Origin of the sequence: Acinetobacter venetianus RAG-1 = CIP 110063, from assembly GCF_000368585.1 — a bacterium.
GTDB classification, from domain to species: domain Bacteria; phylum Pseudomonadota; class Gammaproteobacteria; order Pseudomonadales; family Moraxellaceae; genus Acinetobacter; species Acinetobacter venetianus.
On the sequence record NZ_KB849558.1, the window covers coordinates 55,963 to 80,223 of the forward strand.

The following is a 24,261-nucleotide window of genomic DNA, read 5'->3' on the forward strand; positions in this document are numbered from 1 at the left end:
ATCCCATAATGAATTTACCGAATATTAATAAAAAGTTTGTAGCACTTCTTGTTTCAATTTTAGTTGGAGTATTAAGTATCTGGGGGTTTAAGACAGCTTTCGACAATAAAGTAGAAAGTATGACGCAAAAGGGTCCAGGAGTTGCATATGTTGTTGCAAGTAAAGAGCTTTTAGCTGGAGGTCTGATTTCGACAGATACCGTTTCGCAAAGGAATATTCCATCGGATTATCAGCAGTCTAATGCAGTTTTGGCTACTGATTTTGGTTCAATTGATGGATTACCATTAAAGGTAGATCTAAAACCTGGTGACATCATTATGTATTCGATGGTCGATACTAAGAAAGATATAGCCAAACTTATTCCTCTTGGAAGAAGAGCATTAACGATTCCTGTTGATGATGAAAGCTCAATTTCAACAATGCTTAAACCAGGAGACTTAATTGATTTAATGGTGACACTGCAAAGTGCGGAGAAAACAGCGACAGTGCCTTTAATGCAAGGTGTAAAGATCTTAGCGACGGGTAAGCAAACAGATGTAAGTGATGAAGTTAGCGGGACTACGGGTTATACCAATATCACTTTAGATGTAAGTGCTGATGATGCGAAAAATATTACCTTAGCTACAAGCATGGGGCGAATTTCGGCGATATTAAGAAATCCTGATGATCAAGTCATGAGCGATACCAGTGGTTTTATACAGCTTATTAATACTCAAAAAGAGCAAGCCAGTAAAAATGTGCAACCAATTTCGATACCAACAATTAGACCAGAAATAAGGTCTGAGATTAAAACAAATAGCAGTCGTTCAGATTTTAATATTATCTATGGAAATAAAGATGAATAAATTTGTTGGTTATCAAAATTTTAAAAGTGCTTATCTACCTTTGCTTATGTGCTTAATAGCAGTCAACTCACATGCAATGTCAGATCAGCTTTACATTGGTGAAACGATTTATTTGAATGATCCAACTGTTACCGATGTAGTAATTGGAAATGATCAAATTGTCAAAGCTAAAAAAGTAGGAAACAAAGGTATTGCCTTAACTGGAGTAGCTGCCGGGGACACAACGTTAAAGGTTTGGAACGGTAATCGTTATTTCACATCGGAAATTCATGTTTATCCAAGTAATGTAAAGAAAACGCTTGAAGATTTGCAGACTGCGTTAAGAGATATACCAAAATTATCTATACAGTTAGTGGGGGATAATGTCCTATTACAGGGTAAAGACTTAACGCTTGAAGAAAAAGAAAGGGTAGATGGCTATGCTCATCTTTTTAAAAATGTCGTTAACTTTGCGAAGACAAAGGAAAATAACCTCCAAGAAAAACAAAAAATGATTTACTTGGATGTTCGAATTGTTGAGATATCAACATCTTCGACCAAAGAAATAGGGATTAAGTGGAACACTGCATCAGTCGACGGACCAAAGTTTGGAGTGCTTGGTGATTTTAAACGGAGTGATATTTTCACTGGTTCAAATCATCCTTTGGCAGAGCAGATTGCACCTTTAGCAAAGATTAGTCCTTTTCAAACATATTTCGGTTTAGCTAGTTTTATTGATAGTAAAATCAATTTGTTGCAGGAAAATGGCACCGCTAAAATTATCGCGCGTCCGTTACTGTCTTGTAAAAATGGTGGGAATGCGACATTCCTTTCAGGAGGTCAAATCCCTTACCAGTCTTCTGGTGCAACAGGTACGCCATCTATAGAGTTTAAAGACTATGGTATTAAATTAGATATCAATCCAACCATTTCAAATGATGGGATCGTTGCCAAAATTCTAGCCGAAGTGAGTACGATTGATCAGTCTGTACAGGTTTCTGGAGTACCGGGTTTTTTGACAAGAAGAACTGAAACTGAATTTGTTGTGGGGCAAGGGCAAACATTAGTCCTCAGTGGATTAGTTGGGGCGGAGAAAAATGGGGGGGAAAGTGCAGTCCCAGGATTAGGAAAAATTCCACTATTAGGTAATTTATTTAAAAGTAAATCTAATCGAATTAAGCAAAATGAGTTGGTCTTTTTCGTAACACCTTATGTGTATGAAAATGAATTTGAAATGAAGTTGGGTGGAGTTGGTCGTGATGCGGATGGTGTTGTGAAATCTGAATTAGGTTCAGGCTTAATAATACCAAATGACTATAAATTAAAAAATGAGCAGACTGATGAAACTGAAAATAAAAAATAAGAATCAAGAGTCGATACTGGCATTTGAAAAATCAGAAATTCTCATTGGGAAATCCAAGAATTGTGATTTGCAATTAAAAGGATGGTTTATTGCTGACCAGCATTGCTCAATTAAAAAATTGAGTGGTGGCTATGTCGTAGAAGATTTAAATCGTGGTGTGAATGGCACTGTGGTTAACAATCGCAAGGTTGATTTCTATGGGCCAATCAATCTCCAAGAGGATAGTATTGTTGTTGGTAGCTATACCATTCATTTATTGGAAGATGATGTCGAAAAAAGCGATATAAAAGTTGTTAATCTTGAATCCATAGATCACCGAGTATTGGATAATTTAAAGGATGTTCCAGAAGATGAGGCTGTTTATAGCACTCAAATTACCAATATTCCATATAACTCCAAAACCTATAAAAATCTTGAAGTAGAATGGATTCAGATTCTTCGGGAAAAATTAGTTAAGCAAATGGATCTTCGGCGTAAGGATATTAATGCCATGACCCCAGAAGAGCTTAAGCAAGAGACTTTGACCAGTTTGGATCAGGTTTTATTTGATATTGATGGGGATTTACCACAGATATTGAATATTGATAGATTGAAACAGAAGATTATCAATGAAGCAATTGGACTAGGCCCACTTGAGGAACTATTGAGTAATCCACAAGTAACGGAAATCATGGTGAATGCCAAGGACGAAATCTTTATAGAACAGTCTGGAAAAATTGTAAAAAGTGATTTGGAGTTTACCAGTAATAAGGCGATTTTAGATGTCATTGAAAGAATTGTAACTCCTTTAGGACGACGAATTGATGAAAGCTCGCCGATGGTTGATGCAAGACTTAAGGATGGGTCTCGTGTAAATGCGATTATCCCTCCACTTGCCATTAAAGGGCCTACAATTACGATTCGTAAATTCCCTGAAAAGCGTATTTTGATTGAGGACTTGGTTGGCTATTTTAGTCTTGACGATGACATGGCTGATTTTTTAAAGCTATGTGTGGCTGCGAAAAAGAATATCCTTATTTCTGGAGGAACTGGCTCAGGAAAAACGACATTATTAAATGTCCTTGCCAGTTTCATTCCTCATGGTGAACGTGTGATTACCATTGAGGATGCAGCCGAGTTAAAACTTGACCATGATCATCTTATTTCATTAGAAGCTCGTCCTGGCAATAATGAAGGCAAAGGAACGATTCATATTCGAGATCTAGTCAAAAACTCATTACGTATGCGACCTGACCGAATTGTGATTGGTGAGTGTCGTGGTCCAGAAGCCTTAGACATGTTACAAGCAATGAATACTGGGCATGAAGGTTCACTTTCGACATTACATGCCAATACACCTCGTGATGCAATTGCTCGTTTAGAAACAATGATTATGATGGCAGGGATGGATTTACCCTTGAATGCGATTCGTGAACAAATTGCATCTGCTGTAGATATTTTGATTCAACAGTCTCGGTTTTCATGCGGTTCCCGAAAAATCACTTATATCACTGAAGTTACTGGAATTGAGAGTGGAAAAATACAACTTCAAGACATTTATAAATTTGAGAAAACTGGGCTAGATGCTGAATCGCAAAAAACCAAGGGGCAGTTTGGAGCAACAGGACTGATCCCAACTTTTTTACAAGAATTAAGAGAGTCTGGATACAAAATCGATATCTCTAAATTTCAAAGCAATGGGTTATAAATGTATATTTATTTAATCTTAATCGCTGCCGTTATTGTTTTTTTGACCTACTATCTGATTGTTTCAGATGGTATCACTTCTGTTTTCCTGAGAAAAACCTCTAAGCTAGAAGAACAACTGAACTTAAGTTATGTATTCTTAAATTTAAAGAAGATTCTTTTTCTTTATTTCTTGTTGTTAATTATCATTTTTGCTGCAATTTTTTTCCTTTTTAAGTTCAGTGTACTCTATATTTTTGCTGCAATTTTTTTAGCAATTTTACCTTTTATAATCATCAAAAAATTTAAAAAACAACAGCTTGAAAAAATTGAGCAACAGTTACCTGATGCACTTATGTTGATAGCAGGTGGACTTCGCTCAGGCGCAAGCTTGAGTACGGCATTACTCCAGCTTACAAATGAATGTTTACCGCCATTAAAAAATGAAATTGCATTCATTATTAAAGAGCAGAAGGTTGGGCTACCTTTGAGTGATGCGCTGCTAAATTTTCAAAAACGTATGCCAATAAACGCAGTAGTATTAATGACCACAAGTATTCGAATCGCACTCGAAACAGGTGGAGAGCTAGCTGAGACTCTGACTAAGGCAGCAGAAACCTTGCGCCAAATTAACCAATCAGAAGGAAAAATCAAAGCCCTAACCGCACAAGGAAAAATGCAGGCTTGGGTAGTTGGATTAATGCCTATTGCCTTGATTTTTGTGTTGTGTCAAATGGAACCTGAGGCAATGGATAAATTATGGTCCACACCTGCAGGATGGATTGCTTTAACAGGAATCCTAATATTTGAGGTGTTTGGCATGATTTTTATTCGAAAAATTGTAGATATAGACGTATAACATGAATGATCTAATTTTATATGCTTGTTTTCTTGGCTTAGGTGGAGTTATTTCTTTCCTCTGTTGGCAAGTTTTTAGTTTTATTTATGCAGTACCCGATGAAAATAGGGAATATTTGGATAAGCCTCCATTTCTTTTTTATATTCTATGGAGTTTGATAAAAGCAGTCTCATTCTATATTAAGCCATTTATATCAAAAAAAATGGAAGACAGTCTTAGCAAAAAAATTATTTATGCTGGTTATGAGTATGTCTTTAAACCAAGTGAGATTATAGCTTCACAGATTGTTTTTAGTTTTGTATTTACACTACTCTCATTAGTTATATTATATTTGTCTGGTGTAGAACTCATATATAGCGCTGCATTTGGGCTTTATGGATTGATTTATCCTGTACTTTGGTTAAAAAGCCAAAAGAAGAAAAGAGAAAATCTTATTCTTAAAGAAATACCATTCTTTTTAGACATCATCGTTTTATGTGTAGAAGCAGGTCTTACTCTCGTTAATGCTTTGGATCAAGCTGTTACTAAGGCAGTTAAAAGTCCAACACGTAATGAGTTTTCAAGAGTACTTGCCGATATACGTAAGGGTATTCCAAAAAATGATGCGCTAAGAAATATGACACAGCGTGTAGATCAACCCTCTGTACAAAACTTGGTATCGGCTATTATTCAAGCCGAAAATATGGGGATGAACCTTGGACCAATCTTACGCGGTCAAGCAGAGCAGAGGCGAGTTGAACGTTTTCTACGTGCCGAGAAGTTGGCATTAGAAGCTCCTGTGAAAATGCTTTTTCCGTTAGTCGCTTTTATTTTCCCATGCACATTTATTGTTATTGGTTTCCCACTTTATATCATGATGAAGGATGCTTTTGGCTAATATGTATTTAAATCAGAGTGGTGAAAAATTTGAAATTCTAGTTGCTAAAAGTTTTCTTGCTAGAGCTGGTGGTCTTTTATTTAGAAAAAAATTGATGTCTAGACAATGTTTATTAATAACACCTTGTCGATCAATTCATACCATTGGTATGCATTATAGTATTGATATTATATTTATAGATGCCTTTGGTTATATTACTGATATTTACTATGATGTTAAACCTTTTAAAGTGGTTTCAGCCTCTGCAAATGCTTGTTCTGTAGTTGAATTTCTAGGTGGTACATTAAAGCAACTAGATTTAAGTAAAAATAATCATCTATTTATAAATTAAAGATTTCTATTCATAACGGCTTTGTTGCATAAACCTAGCCACGAAGATTTATTCAGCCATATAATTTCAAAATGAATAAACCTGCCCCTAGAACCTATCGCACAACCAATTGGCCTTCCTATAATCGAGCCCTCATTAACCGAGGTAATATTTCCATTTGGTTTGATCCAAAGACTCAGTGGTATGCACAACCACAAGGCAAGCAAGGTCGAAATCAAACTTACTCAGACATAGCTATTCAATGCTGTTTAATGATCAAATCTCTATTTAGACTCTCTTTACGCATGGTTACAGGTTTTGTTCAGAGCCTGATTAAACTTTGTGGATTAGATTGGACAGCACCAGATTATTCGACCATATGCAGAAGACAAAAGCATATTGATATTGTGATTAGCTATCAAAAAAGCAGCGATGAACTACATCTGCTCGTGGACTCTACTGGTTTAAAGTTTCTAGGTGAAGGTGAATGGAAACGCAAGAAACATGGATCTGAATATCGTCGCCAATGGCATAAGCTTCATATTGCTATAGATGCTGAAACCCTTCAAATACGTGCAGTACAACTCACCACAAATAATGTCAGCGATTCACAGGTACTTAGTGATTTACTTGATCAGATTCCATTGGATGAGCAAATAGACTCTGTTTATACCGATGGAGCTTATGACACAAAAAGATGCCGTCAAGTCATTGCAGATCGACAAGCGCATGCAGTGATTCCTCCTAGAAAAAATGCAAGACCTTGGAAAGATACAAAATCACATTCTCAGGAGCGAAATGAATTACTTCGAACAGTTAAACGTTTAGGCAGAACACTATGGAAAAAATGGTCAGGCTATCATCGGCGAAGTTTGGTGGAAACCAAGATGCATTGCATCAAATTATTAGGGGATAAACTCAGCGCTAAAAATTTTAACAATCAAGTCAACGAGATTCATGCACGTGTGGCAGTCTTAAATAAATTTACAGAATTAGGTCAACCTCATACCCAAGTTGCCACTTAAATTTGGATCACTTAGGGGCAGCTGTGCATTTCAAGCCTTTGTGCAACAAAGCCAGTTTACATTTCAAATACTACTTAAATACATCCTATGTAAATTTGAACATAACGAATATGTAAAAATTATTTGTTTAGATGTTGTTAGAAGTTGCTTGTGCGGAAATTGTTTTTATCCAGTGTTTTATTAATGACTTTATCTGGATGTACTTCTATAACTACAATGACACCTACACAATTTAATAATCTCGCTACGACCCAATTGCCATTTTCAGGGAGTTGGTTTGGAAAAGTTGGTGAGAGTTGGTCTGTACTAATGCTCGACCAACAAGGTAAAGGCTTATTATGTATGGATGATCGCAAAGATCTGATTTCATATAAGGTAAAGCTTGTGGATGATGTACTTTATACGGATCAAGGTATTAAGTTTAAAGTCAAAGAGCTTAACTATCAGCAAGCAAACCTATATATGAGCTTGTTAGGCGTAGGAGCGACTTTAAGTTTAGATAAAGATGATCAGCTTCAGAATGCAACTAATAAATGCAGACAATTGATAAAATCTTAAAGGTGAATCGTTGGGCATCATTTCAATCGAGATGATCAAAAAGTTGAACAAATAATAGGATGTTTATGTTTTCTACATATATTCATGCATTTGCACTATTTTTCTCATTACTGAATCCCTTTCTAATGAGTGTTTACATGATTGGGATGATTCGAAATACTGACGCGAAGGTATTTAGTAAAGCCTTAATACAAGGCTGTTTCATTGCCTTTGCAGTATTCGTCTTATTTGCATGGGGTGGGGAAAGTATTTTTAGTCGCTATCTAAATGTTAGATTTGAGTCTTTTCAAATTTTTGGTGGGTTGATTTTCTTGGTGATTGGCTATCGTTATGTTTTTCAGGGCGCAGAAACGATTGGTGAAATGCGCGGTGCTCCCGAACATTTAGCTGGGACAATTGCCATGCCATTTATGATTGGACCAGGCACAATCAGTGCTGCTGTTGTAACAGGTATAAGTGTACCCTTTACTGGGGCAATGGCTGTGATCGCAGTGACTTTGATACTAACGTGTAGCATTCTTATTTTAATGAAATTTGCTCATGACCATTTACGTTATAAACATGCCAAATATATCGACCGTTATTTTGATATTGTTGGGCGTTTATCTGCTTTGCTAATTGGTACGATTGCGATTGATATGATTGTGAATGGTATAACTGGCTTGATACAGACAACGAATTAATGTTCAAGTTTCTGTATAATAGGTATTTTTATCTGAAATGTGATTTTTATAATGAATGACAAATCAGATAAAAATGACCTTGATGTAATCATTTTGAAATACTAAATAAGAAGAGTATAAAAATAATTGATGGTAATTTGATCATTTTTGCATATGTTTACATGAATTAATACATCATAATAATGGGGTTGCGTATTTTACGAGTTTTACTCATGTCTCCTTTAGACCAATTAAATCAAGCACCTGATGATCAGTCGGAATTGACCATGTCAGTTTTAATGACACCAGATATGGCAAATTTCTCAGGTAATGTTCATGGTGGAGCAATTTTAAAATTACTCGATCAAGTTGCATATGCTTGTGCGAGTCGTTATTCAGGTAGTTATGTAGTAACTTTATCCGTCGATAAAGTAAATTTTAAAGAGCCAATTTATGTTGGTGAATTGGTCACTTTTTTAGCGAGCGTCAATCATGTTGGTCGTACTTCTATGGAAGTCGGAATTCGAGTTGAAGCGCAGAATATTCAAAAGCGAACGATTCGTCATACCAACACGTGCTATTTCACTATGGTTGCTGTTGATGAGGAGCGTCAACCTAAACAAGTTCCAGCATTAAATTTAGATACGGATTGGAAGCGTTGTCGCTTTGAAGCGGCAGAGCAGCGTAAAGTTCATCGTTTAGAAGAAGTACAGCAGCCTTCATGTAGTATTTTCAAAAAATCGACTCAGTGTTGATTCAAGAACCTCCTCACTTGCAAATAAAAAGATCGAACCGCAGCATGGTTCGATCTTTAACATTAATCATGTGATAAACATAATTAATGGCGCTCAAAAGTTCTGGAGGAACCTTTTAGTCTAATTTAGTTTGTTGCAGTTGGTGCTGAAGCAGGTGCTTCGCTTGCAGTCGCATCAGTAGCAGCTTGACCTTGAGTTTCTGGTTGCTCTTGAGTAGACACTACAACTTTGTCTTCAGTTTCTGGAGCTTGTTGAGGTGCAGCAAAAGTTGATGCAGCAGCAAGAGTTAATGAAGCAGCTAATAATGATTTAATAAGTTTCATGTTTGGCATCCTTAATTTCATTTGAAATAACAGCTGAAGTTTGATTCATTTGCGGTATGCAAAATCTCGCATTTCGGCATGAGGTCAATGCTAAGTGCCAATATTTTTTACATCAATATCCTTAACAATCTTTTACGACTAGCTTAACAATATGAAATAATAATTAACTTTATGTTGCTGCATTGTAAGTAAATGACCAGATTAAGCATGATAAAATGTATGAAAATATGTAATTTAGATTAAAAAATAGGCTCTAATTTTACGTGTTTAGAACATTCGATGATTAATATCCGCTTTTTCTGAATTGTATAAAACTATTATTTTATCAATATTGATAATAATATCAGATTATAAGTGATAACTATTTATCGTAATGTGATAAAAATGAGTTTTGTGTTTTATCATGCTGGAAAGTTAAATTAGCTGCATTTTTATAAACTTTATCTATAAAATATTTAAAAAATTCATTTTGAGAACTATGTGAAACTGATTGCTTCTCGTGCTGTGCCTACACATATTATTTCTGGTTTTCTTGGTGCAGGAAAAACAACGCTGCTCCAACATTTATTAAGTCAAAAGCCAGAAAATGAAGTTTGGGCAGTATTAATGAATGAGTTTGGTCAAATAGGGGTAGATCAACAGTTAATTTCTCAACAGCAAGGCTATGCAGTCAAAGAACTATTAGGTGGCTGTCTTTGTTGTAGTAGTCAACTTCCAATGCAAATTGCACTGTCTCGATTATTAAGTGAAAGTAAACCCGATCGCTTATTTATAGAGCCGACGGGATTGGGGCATCCAGCACAATTGTTAGAACAGTTAACTGAGCCGCATTGGCAAAAGACACTGGATATGCGTGCTTTAGTCATCGTTGTTGACGGTAGTCGTTTACATGATCAAGCGTGGGTTGAACAAAATTTATATACCGACCAGCTCAAAGCAGCACAAATTGTCGTGATTTCTCATATAGATTGTATGAGTGATGAGGATAGAGAAGCCTATTTAGAGTTGAAACAAGAATATAAAGCCTATGTGCGGCATTGGATTGAGGCTGATCATGGTATTGTAAATATTCAGCAGCTCGATATGATTCAGCAACCTTTACAGCGGAAAATACAACCTTTATTAAAACAACAAAGTATGCAGGCAAATAGTGAAGATGTACCTGCCATAAAACAACTTCCATACCATTATGTTGAAACGTCACAGGGTTATACGGTGGCAGGTTGGAAATTACCCAAACGTTGGCAATTCAAGTTTTATGATTTATTAGATTTGCTTTGTGCGCAGCAAGATTGGGTGCGTATCAAAGGGATTTTTAATACAGATCAAGGTTGGAAAAGTTTTAACTTCAATCCGCAGCAGTTCAATTATAAATCTGTAGAAGAGAGCATAGATAATCGAGTAGAGATTATTTGCCAATCAAATCAAGATTGGTTGTTGTTTGAAACGGAATTATTGGCTTGTCGTTTAAATGAAGCGGAATAAAACAACCAGATCGAATCATCTCATTCTTCTGCTAAAAATAGAGTATGCTTAGCGCCAAATTTTATGTTCCCTTAATTTGGAAAGTTGTAATGGCATTAAAAGCAACGATATATAAAGCAGATATTAACATCGCCAATATGGATGATCATATCTATGCAGATTACCAGTTAACACTTGCCTTGCATCCATCTGAAACAATTGAGCGTTTGATGGTGCGTATTCTTGCTTATGCACGTTATGCTGATGAAGGTCTAGAATTCACTAAGGACTTATTCGAGACTGATGAACCAGCACTTTGGCAAAAAGATTTAACGGGCTTGCTTGAGAAATGGATTGAGGTAGGGTGTCCATCTGAAGATAAAGTTAAAAAAGCCAGTGCACGTTGTAAGCAAGTCGCTATTGTCACCTATGGATCACAGGCAAATGATTGGTGGCAGAAAAATACCAAGATCAAGACGTTAAGTAATGTTGAAGTTTGGCAGCTTACACCTGAAACAACAGAAGCACTTGAACAATTATGTGAGCGAACGATGCAACTCCAACTCAATATTATGGATGGTGAGTGGACGCTGCTTAGTGATAAAGGCCAAGTTGATATACAGTGGCAAAAGTTACAGTAATCCATTAAGGTTAGTTGGAGAGAGAAATGAGTGCAGAACTAGAAATTATTGATTTAAAAGTCGGTGAAGGAAAAGAAGCAGTTAAAGGTGCTTTGATTACGACTCACTATACAGGATGGTTAGAGGATGGCACAAAGTTTGATTCCTCGCTTGATCGCGGCAACTATTTTGAAACTGTGATTGGAACTGGACGAGTTATTAAAGGTTGGGATCAGGGAATCATGGGAATGCGTGTAGGTGGAAAACGTAAACTCATTGTTCCAGCGCATTTGGCTTATGGTGAACGTAAGATGGGTAAAATTATTCCAGCCAACTCAAATCTAATTTTTGAAATTGAATTATTTGATGTAAAAACCCGAGATCAATAATAAAAATTTAAGATCAAACACTCGTAAAAAAGCCTGTTTTTTCGGTTTAATTACGAGTGTTTTAGTTGGGTACAAAAAATATACAAACCATTTTTTCTAACAAAATCTATCGTTTTGAATTATAAAGATTTTTTTATTTTAAAAATTTGCAACATTCTGCACAAAATTGTTGATTCTATAGACAGTTCTGTATATCTTTGAGTAAAAGAGCAATGTTTTCTGAATCAAACTTTTCTTGAAAAATGTGATTTAAATTTACCTTTTGGAAAAAATTGCTTTAAAGTGATGGTTGATAGAGGGGTTAATCTATTGATCTCATAAGGTAAATTACAAAAATATGATGCTTTATCAAAGCAAATGATAAAAATTGAGTGAGTAGAGGTAGATATGAATGATTATTTGGATATTACCGCGTCAGAGCTTTTGAAAGAGCTAAATAATTTTTTTATGATCGATACTTATGATGGTGCAGAAACAGGGTTCTGGGTCAACTCAAAAGCTCTGACAGATAAGCACTATTGGATGGATGGTGATAACAAAGTAGAAATTATAAAAGAATTAAGTCCTTCGCATCCGCACGCTGAGTATAGTTATAAAATTACATTGCTTTCACCAGAAGATGGTAATGTTTTGCTACTCGAATATGATGGAGTAAACAAACGTATCCAAACTTTTCGTCGAGGAGATTGGGTAAATCGTTTGTATCGTTATTTCTATCGTAAAGAGCGTTGTTATCTACAAGATCGCGCAGAAGACCCCAATTTTCAGCTCATTGAATACTAATTTAAAATACCCCTAATATTTTGAATATTGGGGGTATTTTTTATAATAAAAAATCATATCAATATATAAAATTTCACATTAAATTTTAAGATTGTTTTCAGCTTTCAAAATTATAAATACCTTCCTAAATGACAGCTAACGTACTATAAATTTTACCTGCCAATAAAATGTAAAATTCAAAGGCATGTTTTGCAGTCAATCATTTTCTAATTTTGAGAAAATATCCCTATGCTAACAGGTATCGTATCGTCGACCTATAAATTGATTATAGGTCTAGTCGTCGGTGTTGCTGCAAATACAACTCTCTTAGCAGCAACACCTAAAATTGATGCGACAGCATTAACTATTATTGGATACCATGAAATTACTGATCGAAAAGATGCTTTGATTCCAAGTTATGCGGTCACATCTCAACAGTTTAGTGAACATCTTGATTGGTTAAAAAATAATGGCTATCACTTTATCAATGTTGATCAACTTATAAAGGCGCATGAAGGTAAATATAGCTTGCCGAATAAACCTGTTTTACTGACTGTAGATGATGGTTATCAATCATTTTATCAAAATGCATATCCTATTATCCGCGCAAAAAAAGTTCCTGTTGTTCTTGCTGTTGTTGGTTCTTGGTTGGAGCCTAAAGAAAGTCAGAAAGTTGACTTTGGTGGTGAAGCAATTTCACGAGATAAAATTTTAAGTTGGAAAGAGCTTAAAGAGATGCAAAGTAGTGGTCTAGTTGAAATCGCTAGCCATAGTTATCACTTACATCAAGGGATTGTTGGAAATCCTCAAGGTAATTTAGAACCTGCCGCGATTACACGTATTTATGATTCTGCTAGCAAAAGCTATGAAAGTGACGAGCACTATCAGTCTCGTATATTCCAAGATTTAAAAAAGAACAATGATTTATTGAAATCACATGGACTTCGTTCTCCGCGTGTCATGGTTTGGCCTTATGGTCGCTATAATATGCAACTGGTACAAACTGCCAAACAGTTGGGAATGCCGATAACCATTACGCTGGATGACGGTGCGGATCATGCAAAACAACCGTTGCAGAATATGAGTCGTATTCTTGTACAAGGAAATATGTCGACGAGTGCATTGGCACAAGAAATTAAAAACCGTGAACTCAATTTAAATGACAATAATCGTCCGCAGAAGATTATGCATGTCGATTTGGATTACATTTATGATCCAGATCCTCAACAACAAGAACGTAATCTAGGAAATTTGCTCGATCGAATTAACGCGATGGGTGTAAATACTGTTTATTTACAAGCTTTTTCTGATCCTGATGCCAATGGTTCTGCGGATATGGTGTATTTCCCAAATCGACATATTCCAATGCGTGCTGATTTGTTCAATCGTGTTGCATGGCAAATTCAGACTCGTACACCAGTGCAACGTTTATATGCGTGGATGCCATTATTGGCTTGGGAATTACCGAAAACAGATCCTGTCTCAAAGGATTTAGTGGAAACCCAACAAGCCAAAACTGGCGAACATTTAAATATGGGATATATCCGTCTTAGTCCATTCTCTCCTGACGCGCGTCAAACGATCAAAGAGATTTACCAAGATTTAGCTAAATCAACACCGTTTGATGGTCTGTTGTTTCATGATGATGTGACTTTGTCAGATTATGAAGATGCAAGTCCTAATGCTTTGGCTGCCTACGCAAAGCAGGGTTTACCAACCGACTTAGCAGAAATACGAAGTAATGATGCAGAATTGCAAAAATGGACTGCCTATAAAACAAATTACTTAGATGATTTTGCGATGCAGTTAGCCGCTGAAGTTCGTCAATATCAACCTTATTTATTGACTGCTCGTAATCTATATGCACAAGTTGCACTTAATCCTTATGCAGAAAACTGGTATGCACAATCGTTGGAACAGTCATTAAATCGTTATGATTTTACTGCGATTATGGCAATGCCTTATATGGAGCAGTCAAAAAATTCAAATCAGTTCTATACCGATATTTTAAATCGCGTCAAAAAATATCCTAATGGGATTAAGAAAACGGTGATGGAGTTACAAGCCATTAATTGGCGTAACGATCAAAAAGTTCCTTCTGAAGAAATGGCTGAAACCATCAAGTCCCTTTATCAGCAAGGGGCTATGCATGTTGCTTATTATCCAGATGATCCAATTAAAGGACATCCTGATGTAGAGATTATGCATAAGGCTTTCGCATTAAAATCACCACAGCTTGTGCCTTAATGGAGTCAACTTAATGACTATTATTGCATCATTGTGGGCGCATGCCATCAAGTTCGTATTTTATTACCCATTATTCATGTCTTATCTATGGATGATGGGGGCAATTATTTTTTATTGGAAGGAGCGTCAGGAACCACCATATCAGCAACCTGCGGCCTTGGCTGAGTATCCAAAAGTTGCCGTATTAGTTCCTTGCTTTAATGAAGGCGACAATGCAGAAGAAACCATCAGTCATGCTTTGCAATTGGATTATCCTAACTTCGAGGTCATTGCGATCAATGATGGTAGTTCTGACAATACTGGTGAGGTACTAGATCGGCTTGCAGCACGATATGAAAAACTACGAGTTGTTCATTTAGCACAAAACCAAGGCAAGGCGATGGGCTTACAGGCGGGTAGTTTGATGACGGATGCTGAGTTTCTAATTGGGATTGATGGTGATGCTTTATTGGATTCGCATGCTGCTAAATGGATGATCCGTCATTTCTTAGAAGATCCAACGGTTGCTGCAGTCACTGGTAATCCACGTATACGTACCCGATCAACTTTATTAGGACGGATTCAGGTTGGGGAGTTTTCTTCGATTGTCGGTATGATTAAGCGTGCACAACGAACTTTTGGGCGTTTATTTACGGTATCAGGTGTGATAACAGCATTCCGTAAAAGTGCAGTACATCAAGTCGATTATTGGTCTCCCAATATGTTGACGGAAGATATTGATATCACATGGAAATTACAGCGTGCAGGCTGGGACGTACGATTTGAACCGAATGCATTAGTTTGGATACTCATGCCAGAAACCTTAAATGGCTTATGGAAACAGCGTCTACGCTGGGCAATGGGGGGAGCACAAGTCCTCGTTAAAAACATTGATGTATTTTTTATTCCTAAATTAAATTTTTTATGGCCTTTGATGTTTGAACTTTGTTTGACACTCATTTGGTCATATTTGATGCTTATTATGGCTGTAATTTGGATGCTGCATTTTGTATTGGCAATACCTGAATTAGCTGTTGTGAGTTCACCTTTTTTACCATACGGTAGCGGCATTTTGTTAGGGGCGACCTGTTTAATTCAGTTTGCCTTAAGCAAATGGATGGATAGTCGTTATGAACCGAACTTGGGGAAAAACTACTATTGGATGATCTGGTATCCCTTTGTATTTTGGTTAATTACGATAACGGCAACGATTGTCGCCTTTCCTAAGGTGTTAGTACGTGGTGAAGAGAAGCGAGCGCGTTGGATTAGCCCAGATCGTGGAATTCGTTGAGTCGAAAGACTTATTTTGCTGAGTAAAGAGCAATGAAAGCAAATAGTTTGATTATTGATTTACGTCGTCAGCTTCCTTGGCATAAGCGTTATGCTTCTACCACGACGACTGCAATGATGTGGGGTGGATGGTTATTATTATGGCGCCCATTTATTTTAATTTGGTTGTTAGTTGAGTTTCAGAAAACGCATTTGGCGCAGCGTCTAATGGTAGCTTTTAGTAATGGTGTAGAGCATGGTGCAACTGCTTTATTTGCATGTGCAGTAGCATTGCTGTTGTGGGGCTTTTTACCAGCCAAGCGTGTTCATAAAACGCATGTCGTTCAAAAAGGACTGGCCGATTACGCACGTTATTTTGAAATGCCAGAGCAACAGATTCAGAGTGGTCGCCAACAGAAGGTAACAGTCATTCATCATGATGCGAATGGTAAAATTATTGGTATTGAATGATGTAGTCTATTGATAAATATACAGCACCTTAGTTTATTTTGAATTAAGGTGTTTTTTATTCTCTTGAATTTTAGGCATAAAAAAAACCAGCTTACGCTGGATTTTTATTTGCACCATCAAACATTAGTTGAAAGATGGTGCCCGAGGCCAGACTCGAACTGGCACGCTTTGTGGGCGGGGGATTTTAAATCCCCTGTGTCTACCGATTTCACCACTCGGGCATGTGCGCAATAATAGAGGACACTTTAAAACTTGGCAAGAGTTAAACTTGTTATTTGCTTTCTTTTCAATCAATTCATGCATTTATCTGATGAAAAGTGAACGATATGAGGGTGTTTTCATGATTCTTTCATCAAACTGAGATCAAAAGTTCATCTAAGCAGCGTAATTTCAATCATTTATAGTTATAAAACGAAGGTAGCTATCAAATGACAGCAAAAATTTCGAGACGGGCACTCATTCAAAACAGCTTATTTGGCTTTGGGGCATTATCTTTATCGGTTGGGATTACAGGATGTAATGATAGTTCTGACAAGGAATCATCGACATTACAGGTGAATTTTGAACATGGAGTAGCAAGTGGTGATCCACTGCAAGATCGCGTAATTTTATGGACTCGTTTAACCCCGAATGAGGCGAGTGCACGTTTGCAAGTGACATGGCAAATCGCAAAAGATCAAGAATTTAAACAAATCATTAAAACAGATAAAGTGACAACATCAGCATCACAAGATTTTACCGTAAAGGTGGATGCAACAGGCCTTATTCCTGATCAAAGTTATTTTTACCGTTTTATTTTTGGAGATAAGATTTCTCCAGTAGGACAGACTAAAACTTTGCCAACAACAACAACTAAAGTGAGTTTTGCTGTTTGCTCATGTTCCAATTATCCTGCGGGTTATTTTTACGTTTATCGTGAAATGGCAAAGCAAAATGTAGATGTGGTTATTCATTTGGGTGACTACATATATGAATATGGCGCTGATGGTTATGCAACTGAAGACGCCGAAAAACTTGGTCGTACTTTGCCAGTGGATAACAATAAAGAAATTATTAAATTAGATGACTACCGCAAACGTTATGCACTGTATCGTAAAGATAAAGACTTACAAGCTGCTCATCAACGTCATCCATTTATTGTGATTTGGGATGACCATGAGTTAGCGAATGATACGTGGAAAGATGGGGCGGAGAATCATCAAGAAAATGAAGGTTCTTTCTTGGATCGTAAACTAGCAGCTCTACAAGCCTATTTTGAGTGGATGCCAATTCGTCCTGTTGATGATCAACATGTAAAAATCTATCGCCAATTCGATTTCGGTAATCTTGTTCAACTTACTATGTTGGATACACGTATTATTGCACGTGATGAACAGTTGGATTATGCAAATTATTTAACAGCTACAGGCTTAGATGTTACTAAATTCCAAGCGGATCTCACCAACCCAGCGCGTACTTTAATGGGGTTCGAACAACGTGATTGGTTGCTTGGAAAATTACAACAGTCAACTGCAACATGGAATGTGCTAGGTCAGCAGATTTTAATGGCGAAAATGTTTATTCCTGCTGAATTATTGCTTTCTTTGGCTGAAATTACATCTGGTAATCCAAGTGCTGACACACTTGCAAAAATGAATACGCAAATTACTGAGCTGGTAACACTAAAAGTTCGTTTGCAAAATAATGATCCAACACTTACAGAACAAGAAAAAGCACGAGTCCTTACCACTGCACCTTATAATTTAGATGCTTGGGATGGCTATTTCACTGAACGTGAAATTTTGTACGGTACATTAGCGCAGTTGAAAAAGAAAATTGTTGTTTTGGCAGGAGATACGCACAATGCTTGGTCTTCAAATTTATATAGTAAAGATGGGGCATATGTTGGTGTCGAGTTGGCAACGAGTTCGGTGTCTTCACCGGGACTTGAAAAATACCTCAATATTCCTTTGGCGCAATTGCAGCAGTTTGAATTTGCATTTAAAACATTAATTGATGAACTAAATTATTGTAATTTAAATCAAAGAGGTTACTTGGTCGTACAATTTGATAATGCACAAGTACAATCTCAATGGAATTTTGTAGATTCTATTAAGCAAGCAACTTATATGATTGATGAAAGTAGACAGCATCAACTTAGTCTAGATGCGAATCTTATGCCAGTGAATACAGCACAGCAAGTCGCTTAGTTATGTAATGCAAAAAGCCAAGTTTCAATACTTGGCTTTTTATTTCTTTAAATTTTAGACATAAAAAAACCAGCTTACGCTGGATTTTTATTTGCACCATCAAACATTAGTTGAAAGATGGTGCCCGAGGCCAGACTCGAACTGGCACGCTTTGTGGGCGGGGGATTTTAAATCCCCTGTGTCTACCGATTTCACCACTCGGGCTTTACCAATGGAGGCGGAGGTCGGAATCGAACCGGCGTACACGGAGTTGCAGTCCGCTGCATGACCACTCTGCCACCCCGCCATCTCTTGGTGATGCACATATTAGCAATCTTTAGAAAAAAAACAATAGTGTTTATAGCGAATATGCACATAAAAACAACATCTAAAAGAATATTGGCGAAATTATCATGTATTATTTACACAATTGATTCATACCCACTTTGGAGATGCGCTGTGGCATTGGTTTTAGACGGTCGTGCATTGGCAAAACAAATTGAAACGGATTTGTTGGTACGTGTAGAAGCATTAAAAGCAAAATCGGGTCGTACCCCAATTTTAGCAACAATCTTAGTTGGTGATGATGGCGCATCTGCAACTTATGTGCGTATGAAGGGGAATGCTTGCCGTCGTGTGGGCATGGATTCTTTGAAAGTAGAACTTCCAAAAGAAACCACAACTGAACAATTACTTGCTGAAATTGAAAAATTAAATGCCAATCCAGATGTTCATGGCATTTTGCTTCAACATCCAGTACCTGAACAAATTGATGAAAGAGCGTGTTTCGATGCGATTTCTTTAGAAAAAGATGTAGATGGTGTAACTTGCCTTGGTTATGGTCGCATGGCAATGGGTGAGGCAGCCTATGGTTCTGCTACACCAGCAGGTATCATGACGATTTTAAAAGAAAACAATATCGAAATCGCGGGTAAACATGCTGTTGTTGTTGGTCGTTCAGCTATTTTAGGTAAACCAATGGCTGCTATGTTATTGGAAGCGAACGCAACGGTAACGATTTGCCATTCACGTACACAGAACCTTGCTGAGTTTGTCAAACAAGCCGATATTATTGTGGGTGCTGTAGGTAAAGCAGAATTGATCCAAAAAGATTGGATTAAACAAGGTGCAGTTGTCGTTGATGCTGGTTTCCATCCACGTGATGGCGGTGGTGTTGGTGATATTCAACTGGTAGGCATTGAAGAAATTGCTTCTGCATATACACCTGTACCCGGCGGTGTTGGCCCAATGACAATTACCACTTTGATTCGTCAAACGGTGGAAGCCGCAGAAAAAGCTTTAGGTTAATATTTTGGCCCCTCTGAATAGAGGGGCTTTTTTCAAGAATGAAAGAAATATGAGTTGTACTTTTCAATTTGCAAAAGCACCTGAGCAATTGCTTAAAGCTTTGCATGACGTTATTCCAAACACTGATTTATTGGCACAGCAGCTACCTGAAACACCTATTTCATTGTGGTTGATTCCACCTGTATTTCCTACAGATCGTTTGGATGATGAAGTCATTCGCCGTATTTGGAATGAAACACCGTATTGGATCTTTTGTTGGGCATCAGGGCTGGCAATGGCGCAATGGTTACTTGCTGAACCACATCATGTAAAAGATAAAGTTGTGCTTGATTTTGGGGCTGGCTCAGGTGTGGTTGCGATTGCTGCAAAAATGGCAGGAGCAAAGCGCGTAATTTGCTGTGATATTGATCCGATCAGTTTGGAATCATGTCGCGAAAATGCATTATTGAATAATGTTGAACTTGAATACCTTGATGATTTGTACAAGTCAGAACAAGTCGATGTACTGCTTGCTGCTGATGTGCTTTATGATCAATGTAATCGTTTCTTTTTAGACGAGTTTTTAAAATTCGCACCAGAAGTTTGGGTTGCAGATAGTCGAGTTAAAAATTTTAGTCATCCTCAATATTTAAAAATAGATGAGCGGAGTGCGACGACTTGGCCAGATTTAGATGAGGCAAAAGAGTTTCGCAATGTGAGTTTTTATCGCACGAAATAGTAATTTACTGCCTGAATCATTTTTCAACTACGATATAAAAACTCAACACAAGCTCGTTCAACCTCATGCTAAAACATCAATGTGAAATCAAATTTGATTTGATGACGCATTTAGCGAATAAAGGTGATTTATGAGTTTTGAGCAAGTAGATGATGGGAAGCATGGTGTATTTAAACTGATTCAAGGTGATTTAGTCGCAGGGGAAATGGCTTATACATGGGCGGGTGATTCAATGCTGATCATTGATCATACAGATGTGAACGAAAGCTTTCGAGGTCAAGGCGTGGGGCGACAACTTTTAGATGAATTGATTGCTTTTGTAAGGGAGCGTCAAGTAAAAGTTATTCCTTTATGTCCATTTGCGAAATCTGTTTTTGATAAAGACGCTTCAATTCACGATGTTTTAAAAATATAAAAATGATGTGATGTGTGAGTCAAGAACGGCTCACACATCCTTTATTATTGAATTTATTTTATTAAGAGCAAGTATAACGAACGACTTTCAGCGTTGAAGGTCGAGCTTCAAGTGCCTGACGAGTTGCATAACCTTCGCTATTGTTTAAATCAGGAGAGTTGGATAGACCAAAAGTTGCTCGACTGTTTCCAATTTTTACACCGTATTGCTCTTCTTGTGTTGGATTCACAATTTCATTCACACTCAGCACAGAAAGTTTATAATTTTTTTCTACACCCAGCACTTGTTTGCAGGCATGTTGGAGCTTTTTCTCATCAATATCACGATTGCTTCGACCAGCCAAAGTATAGGCCAGTGTTGCAGAAGTTGCTGTTTTACTTTCAATTTGATAACCGGTCACGCCGTTGTATTGGTGTGGACTGCTTTGACATGCCGTGATCAAAAGGGTTCCGCTCATAATAAAAAATAAATTCGTTTTTTTCATATCAATGGTCCTGTTATTTCTGGTTCAAGTATCGCATAAAATAGATTTTGAATTGTGAGGATTCTTTAAAACAAAGGCTATTCATCGAATTTAGGTTCAAAGTTATAGAAAAGAATTTTCGTTTTCGAACAATTTTGCATATAATCTGCCAAGTTTTTTATTTAATACAGAAGTCATTGCTTTTTTGCAGTATTGGAGCCCGTTTTTTAACGGGCGTTTAATTTATTGCACTATACGAAAGCAAGTCTGGATAGGTATGTCATGATCTCTACAGATAGTCAAAAAAAATATGTGGTTGCATTTGATCAAGGTACAACGAGTTCACGTGCGATCGTATTGGATCACGATGCGAATGTCATCAGTATTGCTCAGCGTGAATTCACGCAAATTTACCCACAACCAGGTTGGGTTGAGCACGATCCTATGGAAATCTGGGCAACTCAAAGCGCAGTATGGGTTGAAGCCTTAGCGCAAGCGAGTATTTCAAGTGACCAAATTGCAGCGATTGGTATTACCAACCAACGTGAAACTACCGTCATCTGGGATAAAAAGACAGGTAAACCTATTTACAATGCAATTGTATGGCAAAGCCGCCAAAGCAATGAGATTTGTAATCAACTTCGTCAAGAGGGTTGGCAAGATTACGTTCATAAAGTAACGGGTTTGGTTCTTGATCCATATTTCTCTGCGACTAAAATTAAGTGGATTCTTGATCGCGTTGAAGGCAGCCGTGAACGTGCAGAACGTGGCGAGCTTTTATTTGGTACGATCGATACTTGGTTGCTTTGGAAATTGACCAATGGCCAAGTTCATGTAACTGACTATACCAATGCTTCACGCACGATGTTGTTTAACATTGAAACGCTTGAGTGGGATGATAAGTTACTTCAAGCCTTAAATATTCCAAAAGCAATGCTGCCTGAAGTTCGAAGCTCTTCAGAAGTCTACGGTTATACACATACCATTAGCGGTCAAGAAGTTGGTATTCCTATCGCTGGTATTGCTGGTGATCAACAAGCTGCTTTATTTGGTCAAATGTGTGTTGAAGTTGGACAGGCGAAAAATACCTACGGGACTGGCTGCTTCCTATTGATGAATACTGGAAAACGTATTGTTCAATCAGAGCATGGTCTATTAACAACGATTGCATGTGGCCCACGTGGTGAAGTGAATTATGCGCTAGAAGGTGCAGTATTTAATGGTGGTTCATGCGTGCAGTGGTTGCGTGATGAACTGAAAGCGATCAATGATTCGCATGATTCTGAATACTATGCAACTAAAGTCAAAGATAGCAATGGCGTCTATGTGGTACCTGCATTTACAGGTCTAGGTGCACCTTATTGGGATCCAACAGCGCGCGGTGCAATTTTAGGTATTACTCGTGGAGTTAGTATCGAACATATTATTCGTGCGACTTTAGAATCGATTGCCTACCAAACGCGTGATGTTTTGGATGCGATGCAGCAAGATTCGGGTGAGAAGTTACGGACCTTACGTGTAGATGGTGGTGTAACAGCCAATAATTTCTTGATGCAATTCCAAGCGGATATCATGGGAACATCTGTTGAGCGTCCTGCAATGAAAGAAACAACAGGCATGGGTGCTGCTTTCCTTGCTGGTTTGGCTGTCGGTTTCTGGTCGGATCTCAATGAATTAAAGAGTAGAATGACCATCGAAAATACTTTCACTCCTGAGTGTTCACAAGCTGAAACTGAAAAACTCTATAAGGGTTGGTTAAAAGCAGTTGGACGTACTCGAGATTGGGCAGAGGATTAAGTTAAAATACCCCAAATTTTATGACGTAAAATAACATAGGACGAATGAGCATGAGCTTGATACTACGCCAACAAAAAACCCTCGAATTAGTGAGAGAACGTGGCTATATAAGTATTGAAGAACTTGCTCAGTATTTCGATGTTACGCCTCAAACTATCCGCCGTGATATTAATCAATTGGCGGATGAAGGTTTGTTACGTCGTTATCATGGTGGTGCGGCGCATGATTCAAGTGTTGAAAATACTGAATATACTATGCGCGTAGGTCACATGCTTGAGGAAAAAAGGATCATTGCAGCAGCTGTTGCAGCGGCTGTACCAGATCATGCTTCTCTGTTTATTAATATTGGGACCACGACAGAAGCGATTGCTCATGCATTGCTGAATCATACGGGGTTAAAAATCATCACCAATAACTTAAATGTTGCGAAAATTCTAAGTACCAAAGAAGACTTTGAAGTCTTGATTGCTAGCGGTCGTGTTCGTCCTGATGGTGGTGTAATTGGACAGGCAACAGCTGATTTCTTCAAACAATTTAAAGCGGATTATGCTTTGGTTGGAATTAGTGGCATTGATGAAGATGGGACTTTACTAGATTTTGATTTTCAGGAAGTCTGTGTATCTCAGGAAATCGTTTCAAGTGCGAGACAAGTTTTTCTTGCAGCTGACAGTACCAAGTTTGGCCGTAATGCAATGATTCGTTTGGGTTCGCTTAAGCAAGTGGACTGTATTTTTACTGATCAGCAACCCAACGAACAATACACTAAAATCATCCGAGATTTAGGAATCGGGTTAATTATCGCCAAATAAATATTCATTTTCGAAAAATTGTTACTTTTATTGAGCCAGCGAAAGTTTGGCTCAATTTTTTTATAGATTAATACAACACAACGCTTTATCAGTCAGTCATACAGTTAATTTTCATAATTTCATTAAATTATTTTCATTTTTTACCATTCATCTAAAAATGT

At 37.4% G+C, this 24,261-nt stretch carries 25 protein-coding genes and 3 tRNA genes; 23 read left to right on the forward strand and 5 right to left on the reverse strand.

Annotation, left to right across the window (positions count from 1 at the left end):
• Window positions 1–8 precede the first annotated feature (8 nt).
• The 10 genes from cpaB to F959_RS05770 all read left to right on the forward strand — a co-directional run bounded on the left by cpaB (window position 9) and on the right by F959_RS05770 (window position 8,898).
• Window positions 9–845: a Flp pilus assembly protein CpaB gene (gene cpaB, locus F959_RS05725; RefSeq protein WP_004878320.1), complete on the forward strand. Its 837-nt coding sequence runs from the start codon at window positions 9–11 to the stop codon at window positions 843–845.
• On the forward strand, window positions 838–2,187 hold the full coding sequence (locus F959_RS05730) for a type II and III secretion system protein family protein (RefSeq protein ID WP_004878321.1): 1,350 nt from the start codon (window positions 838–840) through the stop codon (window positions 2,185–2,187). The genes cpaB and F959_RS05730 overlap by 8 nt, the downstream gene beginning before the upstream one ends.
• The gene (locus F959_RS05735; protein WP_004878322.1) at window positions 2,165–3,874 is read left to right on the forward strand and encodes a TadA family conjugal transfer-associated ATPase; all 1,710 of its coding nucleotides are present in this window, start codon (window positions 2,165–2,167) and stop codon (window positions 3,872–3,874) included. Before F959_RS05730 ends, F959_RS05735 begins: the two co-directional genes overlap by 23 nt.
• A complete protein-coding gene (locus F959_RS05740) occupies window positions 3,875–4,711 on the forward strand; it encodes a type II secretion system F family protein (protein ID WP_004878323.1) in 837 nt (278 codons plus the stop codon).
• A gap of 1 nt (window position 4,712) precedes the next feature.
• Window positions 4,713–5,588, forward strand: coding sequence for a type II secretion system F family protein (locus F959_RS05745; protein ID WP_004878324.1), 876 nt, complete (start codon window positions 4,713–4,715; stop codon window positions 5,586–5,588).
• A 1-nt stretch (window position 5,589) separates the two neighbouring features.
• The gene (locus F959_RS05750) at window positions 5,590–5,919 is read left to right on the forward strand and encodes a DUF192 domain-containing protein (RefSeq protein WP_004878325.1); all 330 of its coding nucleotides are present in this window, start codon (window positions 5,590–5,592) and stop codon (window positions 5,917–5,919) included.
• A 71-nt stretch (window positions 5,920–5,990) separates the two neighbouring features.
• A complete protein-coding gene (locus F959_RS05755; RefSeq protein ID WP_004878326.1) occupies window positions 5,991–6,923 on the forward strand; it encodes an IS5 family transposase in 933 nt (310 codons plus the stop codon).
• 150 nt (window positions 6,924–7,073) lie between these two features.
• Window positions 7,074–7,481 carry a J517_1871 family lipoprotein gene (locus F959_RS05760; RefSeq protein WP_373278709.1) on the forward strand — a complete coding sequence of 136 codons (408 nt, stop codon included), beginning with the start codon at window positions 7,074–7,076 and terminating at the stop codon, window positions 7,479–7,481.
• 65 nt (window positions 7,482–7,546) lie between these two features.
• On the forward strand, window positions 7,547–8,164 hold the full coding sequence (locus F959_RS05765) for a MarC family protein (RefSeq protein WP_004878328.1): 618 nt from the start codon (window positions 7,547–7,549) through the stop codon (window positions 8,162–8,164).
• A 212-nt stretch (window positions 8,165–8,376) separates the two neighbouring features.
• The gene (locus F959_RS05770; protein WP_004878330.1) at window positions 8,377–8,898 is read left to right on the forward strand and encodes an acyl-CoA thioesterase; all 522 of its coding nucleotides are present in this window, start codon (window positions 8,377–8,379) and stop codon (window positions 8,896–8,898) included.
• Window positions 8,899–9,023: 125 nt separating this feature from the next.
• Here F959_RS05770 and F959_RS05775 read toward each other — a convergent pair whose 3' ends face one another.
• On the reverse strand, window positions 9,024–9,221 hold the full coding sequence (locus F959_RS05775) for a hypothetical protein (protein ID WP_004878331.1): 198 nt from the start codon (window positions 9,219–9,221) through the stop codon (window positions 9,024–9,026).
• Between the two features lie 480 nt (window positions 9,222–9,701).
• On the opposite strand from F959_RS05775, the gene F959_RS05780 reads away from it, so the two are divergent.
• The 7 genes from F959_RS05780 (at window position 9,702) to pgaD (ending at window position 16,422) form a co-directional block, all read left to right on the forward strand.
• Entirely contained in the window at window positions 9,702–10,706 is a 1,005-nt protein-coding gene (locus tag F959_RS05780) for a CobW family GTP-binding protein (protein WP_004878332.1), read from the forward strand.
• Between the two features lie 89 nt (window positions 10,707–10,795).
• A complete protein-coding gene (locus F959_RS05785) occupies window positions 10,796–11,326 on the forward strand; it encodes a YaeQ family protein (RefSeq protein WP_004878333.1) in 531 nt (176 codons plus the stop codon).
• Window positions 11,327–11,352: 26 nt separating this feature from the next.
• Complete coding sequence (locus F959_RS05790; RefSeq protein WP_004878334.1) at window positions 11,353–11,694, forward strand: FKBP-type peptidyl-prolyl cis-trans isomerase; 342 nt, start codon at window positions 11,353–11,355, stop codon at window positions 11,692–11,694.
• 387 nt (window positions 11,695–12,081) lie between these two features.
• Window positions 12,082–12,477, forward strand: coding sequence for a hypothetical protein (locus F959_RS05795; protein ID WP_004878335.1), 396 nt, complete (start codon window positions 12,082–12,084; stop codon window positions 12,475–12,477).
• Between the two features lie 228 nt (window positions 12,478–12,705).
• Window positions 12,706–14,703: a poly-beta-1,6-N-acetyl-D-glucosamine N-deacetylase PgaB gene (pgaB, locus tag F959_RS05800; protein ID WP_004878336.1), complete on the forward strand. Its 1,998-nt coding sequence runs from the start codon at window positions 12,706–12,708 to the stop codon at window positions 14,701–14,703.
• A gap of 13 nt (window positions 14,704–14,716) precedes the next feature.
• Entirely contained in the window at window positions 14,717–15,973 is a 1,257-nt protein-coding gene (gene pgaC, locus F959_RS05805; protein WP_004878337.1) for a poly-beta-1,6-N-acetyl-D-glucosamine synthase, read from the forward strand.
• 32 nt (window positions 15,974–16,005) lie between these two features.
• The gene (gene pgaD, locus F959_RS05810; protein ID WP_004878338.1) at window positions 16,006–16,422 is read left to right on the forward strand and encodes a poly-beta-1,6-N-acetyl-D-glucosamine biosynthesis protein PgaD; all 417 of its coding nucleotides are present in this window, start codon (window positions 16,006–16,008) and stop codon (window positions 16,420–16,422) included.
• A 135-nt stretch (window positions 16,423–16,557) separates the two neighbouring features.
• On the opposite strand, the gene F959_RS05815 is transcribed toward pgaD, so the two are convergent.
• Window positions 16,558–16,643, reverse strand: a tRNA-Leu gene (locus F959_RS05815).
• Window positions 16,644–16,850: 207 nt separating this feature from the next.
• Here F959_RS05815 and F959_RS05820 point away from each other — a divergent pair.
• Window positions 16,851–18,611, forward strand: coding sequence for an alkaline phosphatase D family protein (locus F959_RS05820; RefSeq protein ID WP_004878339.1), 1,761 nt, complete (start codon window positions 16,851–16,853; stop codon window positions 18,609–18,611).
• A 118-nt stretch (window positions 18,612–18,729) separates the two neighbouring features.
• Here F959_RS05820 and F959_RS05825 read toward each other — a convergent pair.
• Window positions 18,730–18,815, reverse strand: a tRNA-Leu gene (locus tag F959_RS05825).
• An 8-nt stretch (window positions 18,816–18,823) separates the two neighbouring features.
• Window positions 18,824–18,897 (reverse strand) — tRNA-Cys (locus tag F959_RS05830).
• Between the two features lie 152 nt (window positions 18,898–19,049).
• Between F959_RS05830 and folD the strand changes: the two genes are divergently transcribed.
• From folD to F959_RS05845, 3 genes are all read left to right on the forward strand, one after another.
• Window positions 19,050–19,898 (forward strand): bifunctional methylenetetrahydrofolate dehydrogenase/methenyltetrahydrofolate cyclohydrolase FolD, encoded by an 849-nt coding sequence (gene folD / locus F959_RS05835; protein WP_004878340.1) that lies wholly within the window; start codon window positions 19,050–19,052, stop codon window positions 19,896–19,898.
• Window positions 19,899–19,947: 49 nt separating this feature from the next.
• A complete protein-coding gene (locus F959_RS05840) occupies window positions 19,948–20,616 on the forward strand; it encodes a class I SAM-dependent methyltransferase (protein WP_004878341.1) in 669 nt (222 codons plus the stop codon).
• A 130-nt stretch (window positions 20,617–20,746) separates the two neighbouring features.
• On the forward strand, window positions 20,747–21,031 hold the full coding sequence (locus tag F959_RS05845; protein ID WP_004878342.1) for a GNAT family N-acetyltransferase: 285 nt from the start codon (window positions 20,747–20,749) through the stop codon (window positions 21,029–21,031).
• 61 nt (window positions 21,032–21,092) lie between these two features.
• On the opposite strand, the gene F959_RS05850 is transcribed toward F959_RS05845, so the two are convergent.
• Window positions 21,093–21,515, reverse strand: coding sequence for a hypothetical protein (locus F959_RS05850; protein ID WP_004878343.1), 423 nt, complete (start codon window positions 21,513–21,515; stop codon window positions 21,093–21,095).
• Window positions 21,516–21,776: 261 nt separating this feature from the next.
• On the opposite strand from F959_RS05850, the gene glpK reads away from it, so the two are divergent.
• Together glpK and F959_RS05860 are read left to right on the forward strand one after the other, a co-directional pair.
• Entirely contained in the window at window positions 21,777–23,291 is a 1,515-nt protein-coding gene (glpK, locus tag F959_RS05855) for a glycerol kinase GlpK (RefSeq protein ID WP_004878344.1), read from the forward strand.
• A 50-nt stretch (window positions 23,292–23,341) separates the two neighbouring features.
• Window positions 23,342–24,100: a DeoR/GlpR family DNA-binding transcription regulator gene (locus F959_RS05860; RefSeq protein WP_004878346.1), complete on the forward strand. Its 759-nt coding sequence runs from the start codon at window positions 23,342–23,344 to the stop codon at window positions 24,098–24,100.
• The last annotated feature ends 161 nt before the right edge of the window (window positions 24,101–24,261 follow it).

Excerpts from the sequence above, each read along its gene's own strand:
- F959_RS05790 (WP_004878334.1), top strand. The coding sequence starts at position 11,353 with ATGAGTGCAGAACTAGAAATTATTGATTTAAAAGTCGGTGAAGGAAAA.
- F959_RS05770 (WP_004878330.1), top strand. The coding sequence starts at position 8,377 with ATGTCTCCTTTAGACCAATTAAATCAAGCACCTGATGATCAGTCGGAA.
- F959_RS05845 (WP_004878342.1), top strand. The coding sequence starts at position 20,747 with ATGAGTTTTGAGCAAGTAGATGATGGGAAGCATGGTGTATTTAAACTG.
- F959_RS05740 (WP_004878323.1), top strand. The coding sequence starts at position 3,875 with ATGTATATTTATTTAATCTTAATCGCTGCCGTTATTGTTTTTTTGACC.
- cpaB (WP_004878320.1), top strand. The coding sequence starts at position 9 with ATGAATTTACCGAATATTAATAAAAAGTTTGTAGCACTTCTTGTTTCA.
- F959_RS05820 (WP_004878339.1), top strand. The coding sequence starts at position 16,851 with ATGACAGCAAAAATTTCGAGACGGGCACTCATTCAAAACAGCTTATTT.
- glpK (WP_004878344.1), top strand. The coding sequence starts at position 21,777 with ATGATCTCTACAGATAGTCAAAAAAAATATGTGGTTGCATTTGATCAA.
- pgaB (WP_004878336.1), top strand. The coding sequence starts at position 12,706 with ATGCTAACAGGTATCGTATCGTCGACCTATAAATTGATTATAGGTCTA.
- F959_RS05745 (WP_004878324.1), top strand. The coding sequence starts at position 4,713 with ATGAATGATCTAATTTTATATGCTTGTTTTCTTGGCTTAGGTGGAGTT.
- F959_RS05765 (WP_004878328.1), top strand. The coding sequence starts at position 7,547 with ATGTTTTCTACATATATTCATGCATTTGCACTATTTTTCTCATTACTG.
- pgaD (WP_004878338.1), top strand. The coding sequence starts at position 16,006 with ATGAAAGCAAATAGTTTGATTATTGATTTACGTCGTCAGCTTCCTTGG.
- F959_RS05735 (WP_004878322.1), top strand. The coding sequence starts at position 2,165 with ATGAAACTGAAAATAAAAAATAAGAATCAAGAGTCGATACTGGCATTT.
- F959_RS05840 (WP_004878341.1), top strand. The coding sequence starts at position 19,948 with ATGAGTTGTACTTTTCAATTTGCAAAAGCACCTGAGCAATTGCTTAAA.
- F959_RS05730 (WP_004878321.1), top strand. The coding sequence starts at position 838 with ATGAATAAATTTGTTGGTTATCAAAATTTTAAAAGTGCTTATCTACCT.
- F959_RS05795 (WP_004878335.1), top strand. The coding sequence starts at position 12,082 with ATGAATGATTATTTGGATATTACCGCGTCAGAGCTTTTGAAAGAGCTA.
- F959_RS05850 (WP_004878343.1), bottom strand. The coding sequence starts at position 21,515 with ATGAAAAAAACGAATTTATTTTTTATTATGAGCGGAACCCTTTTGATC.
- F959_RS05860 (WP_004878346.1), top strand. The coding sequence starts at position 23,342 with ATGAGCTTGATACTACGCCAACAAAAAACCCTCGAATTAGTGAGAGAA.
- F959_RS05755 (WP_004878326.1), top strand. The coding sequence starts at position 5,991 with ATGAATAAACCTGCCCCTAGAACCTATCGCACAACCAATTGGCCTTCC.
- pgaC (WP_004878337.1), top strand. The coding sequence starts at position 14,717 with ATGACTATTATTGCATCATTGTGGGCGCATGCCATCAAGTTCGTATTT.
- F959_RS05750 (WP_004878325.1), top strand. The coding sequence starts at position 5,590 with ATGTATTTAAATCAGAGTGGTGAAAAATTTGAAATTCTAGTTGCTAAA.
- F959_RS05785 (WP_004878333.1), top strand. The coding sequence starts at position 10,796 with ATGGCATTAAAAGCAACGATATATAAAGCAGATATTAACATCGCCAAT.
- F959_RS05775 (WP_004878331.1), bottom strand. The coding sequence starts at position 9,221 with ATGAAACTTATTAAATCATTATTAGCTGCTTCATTAACTCTTGCTGCT.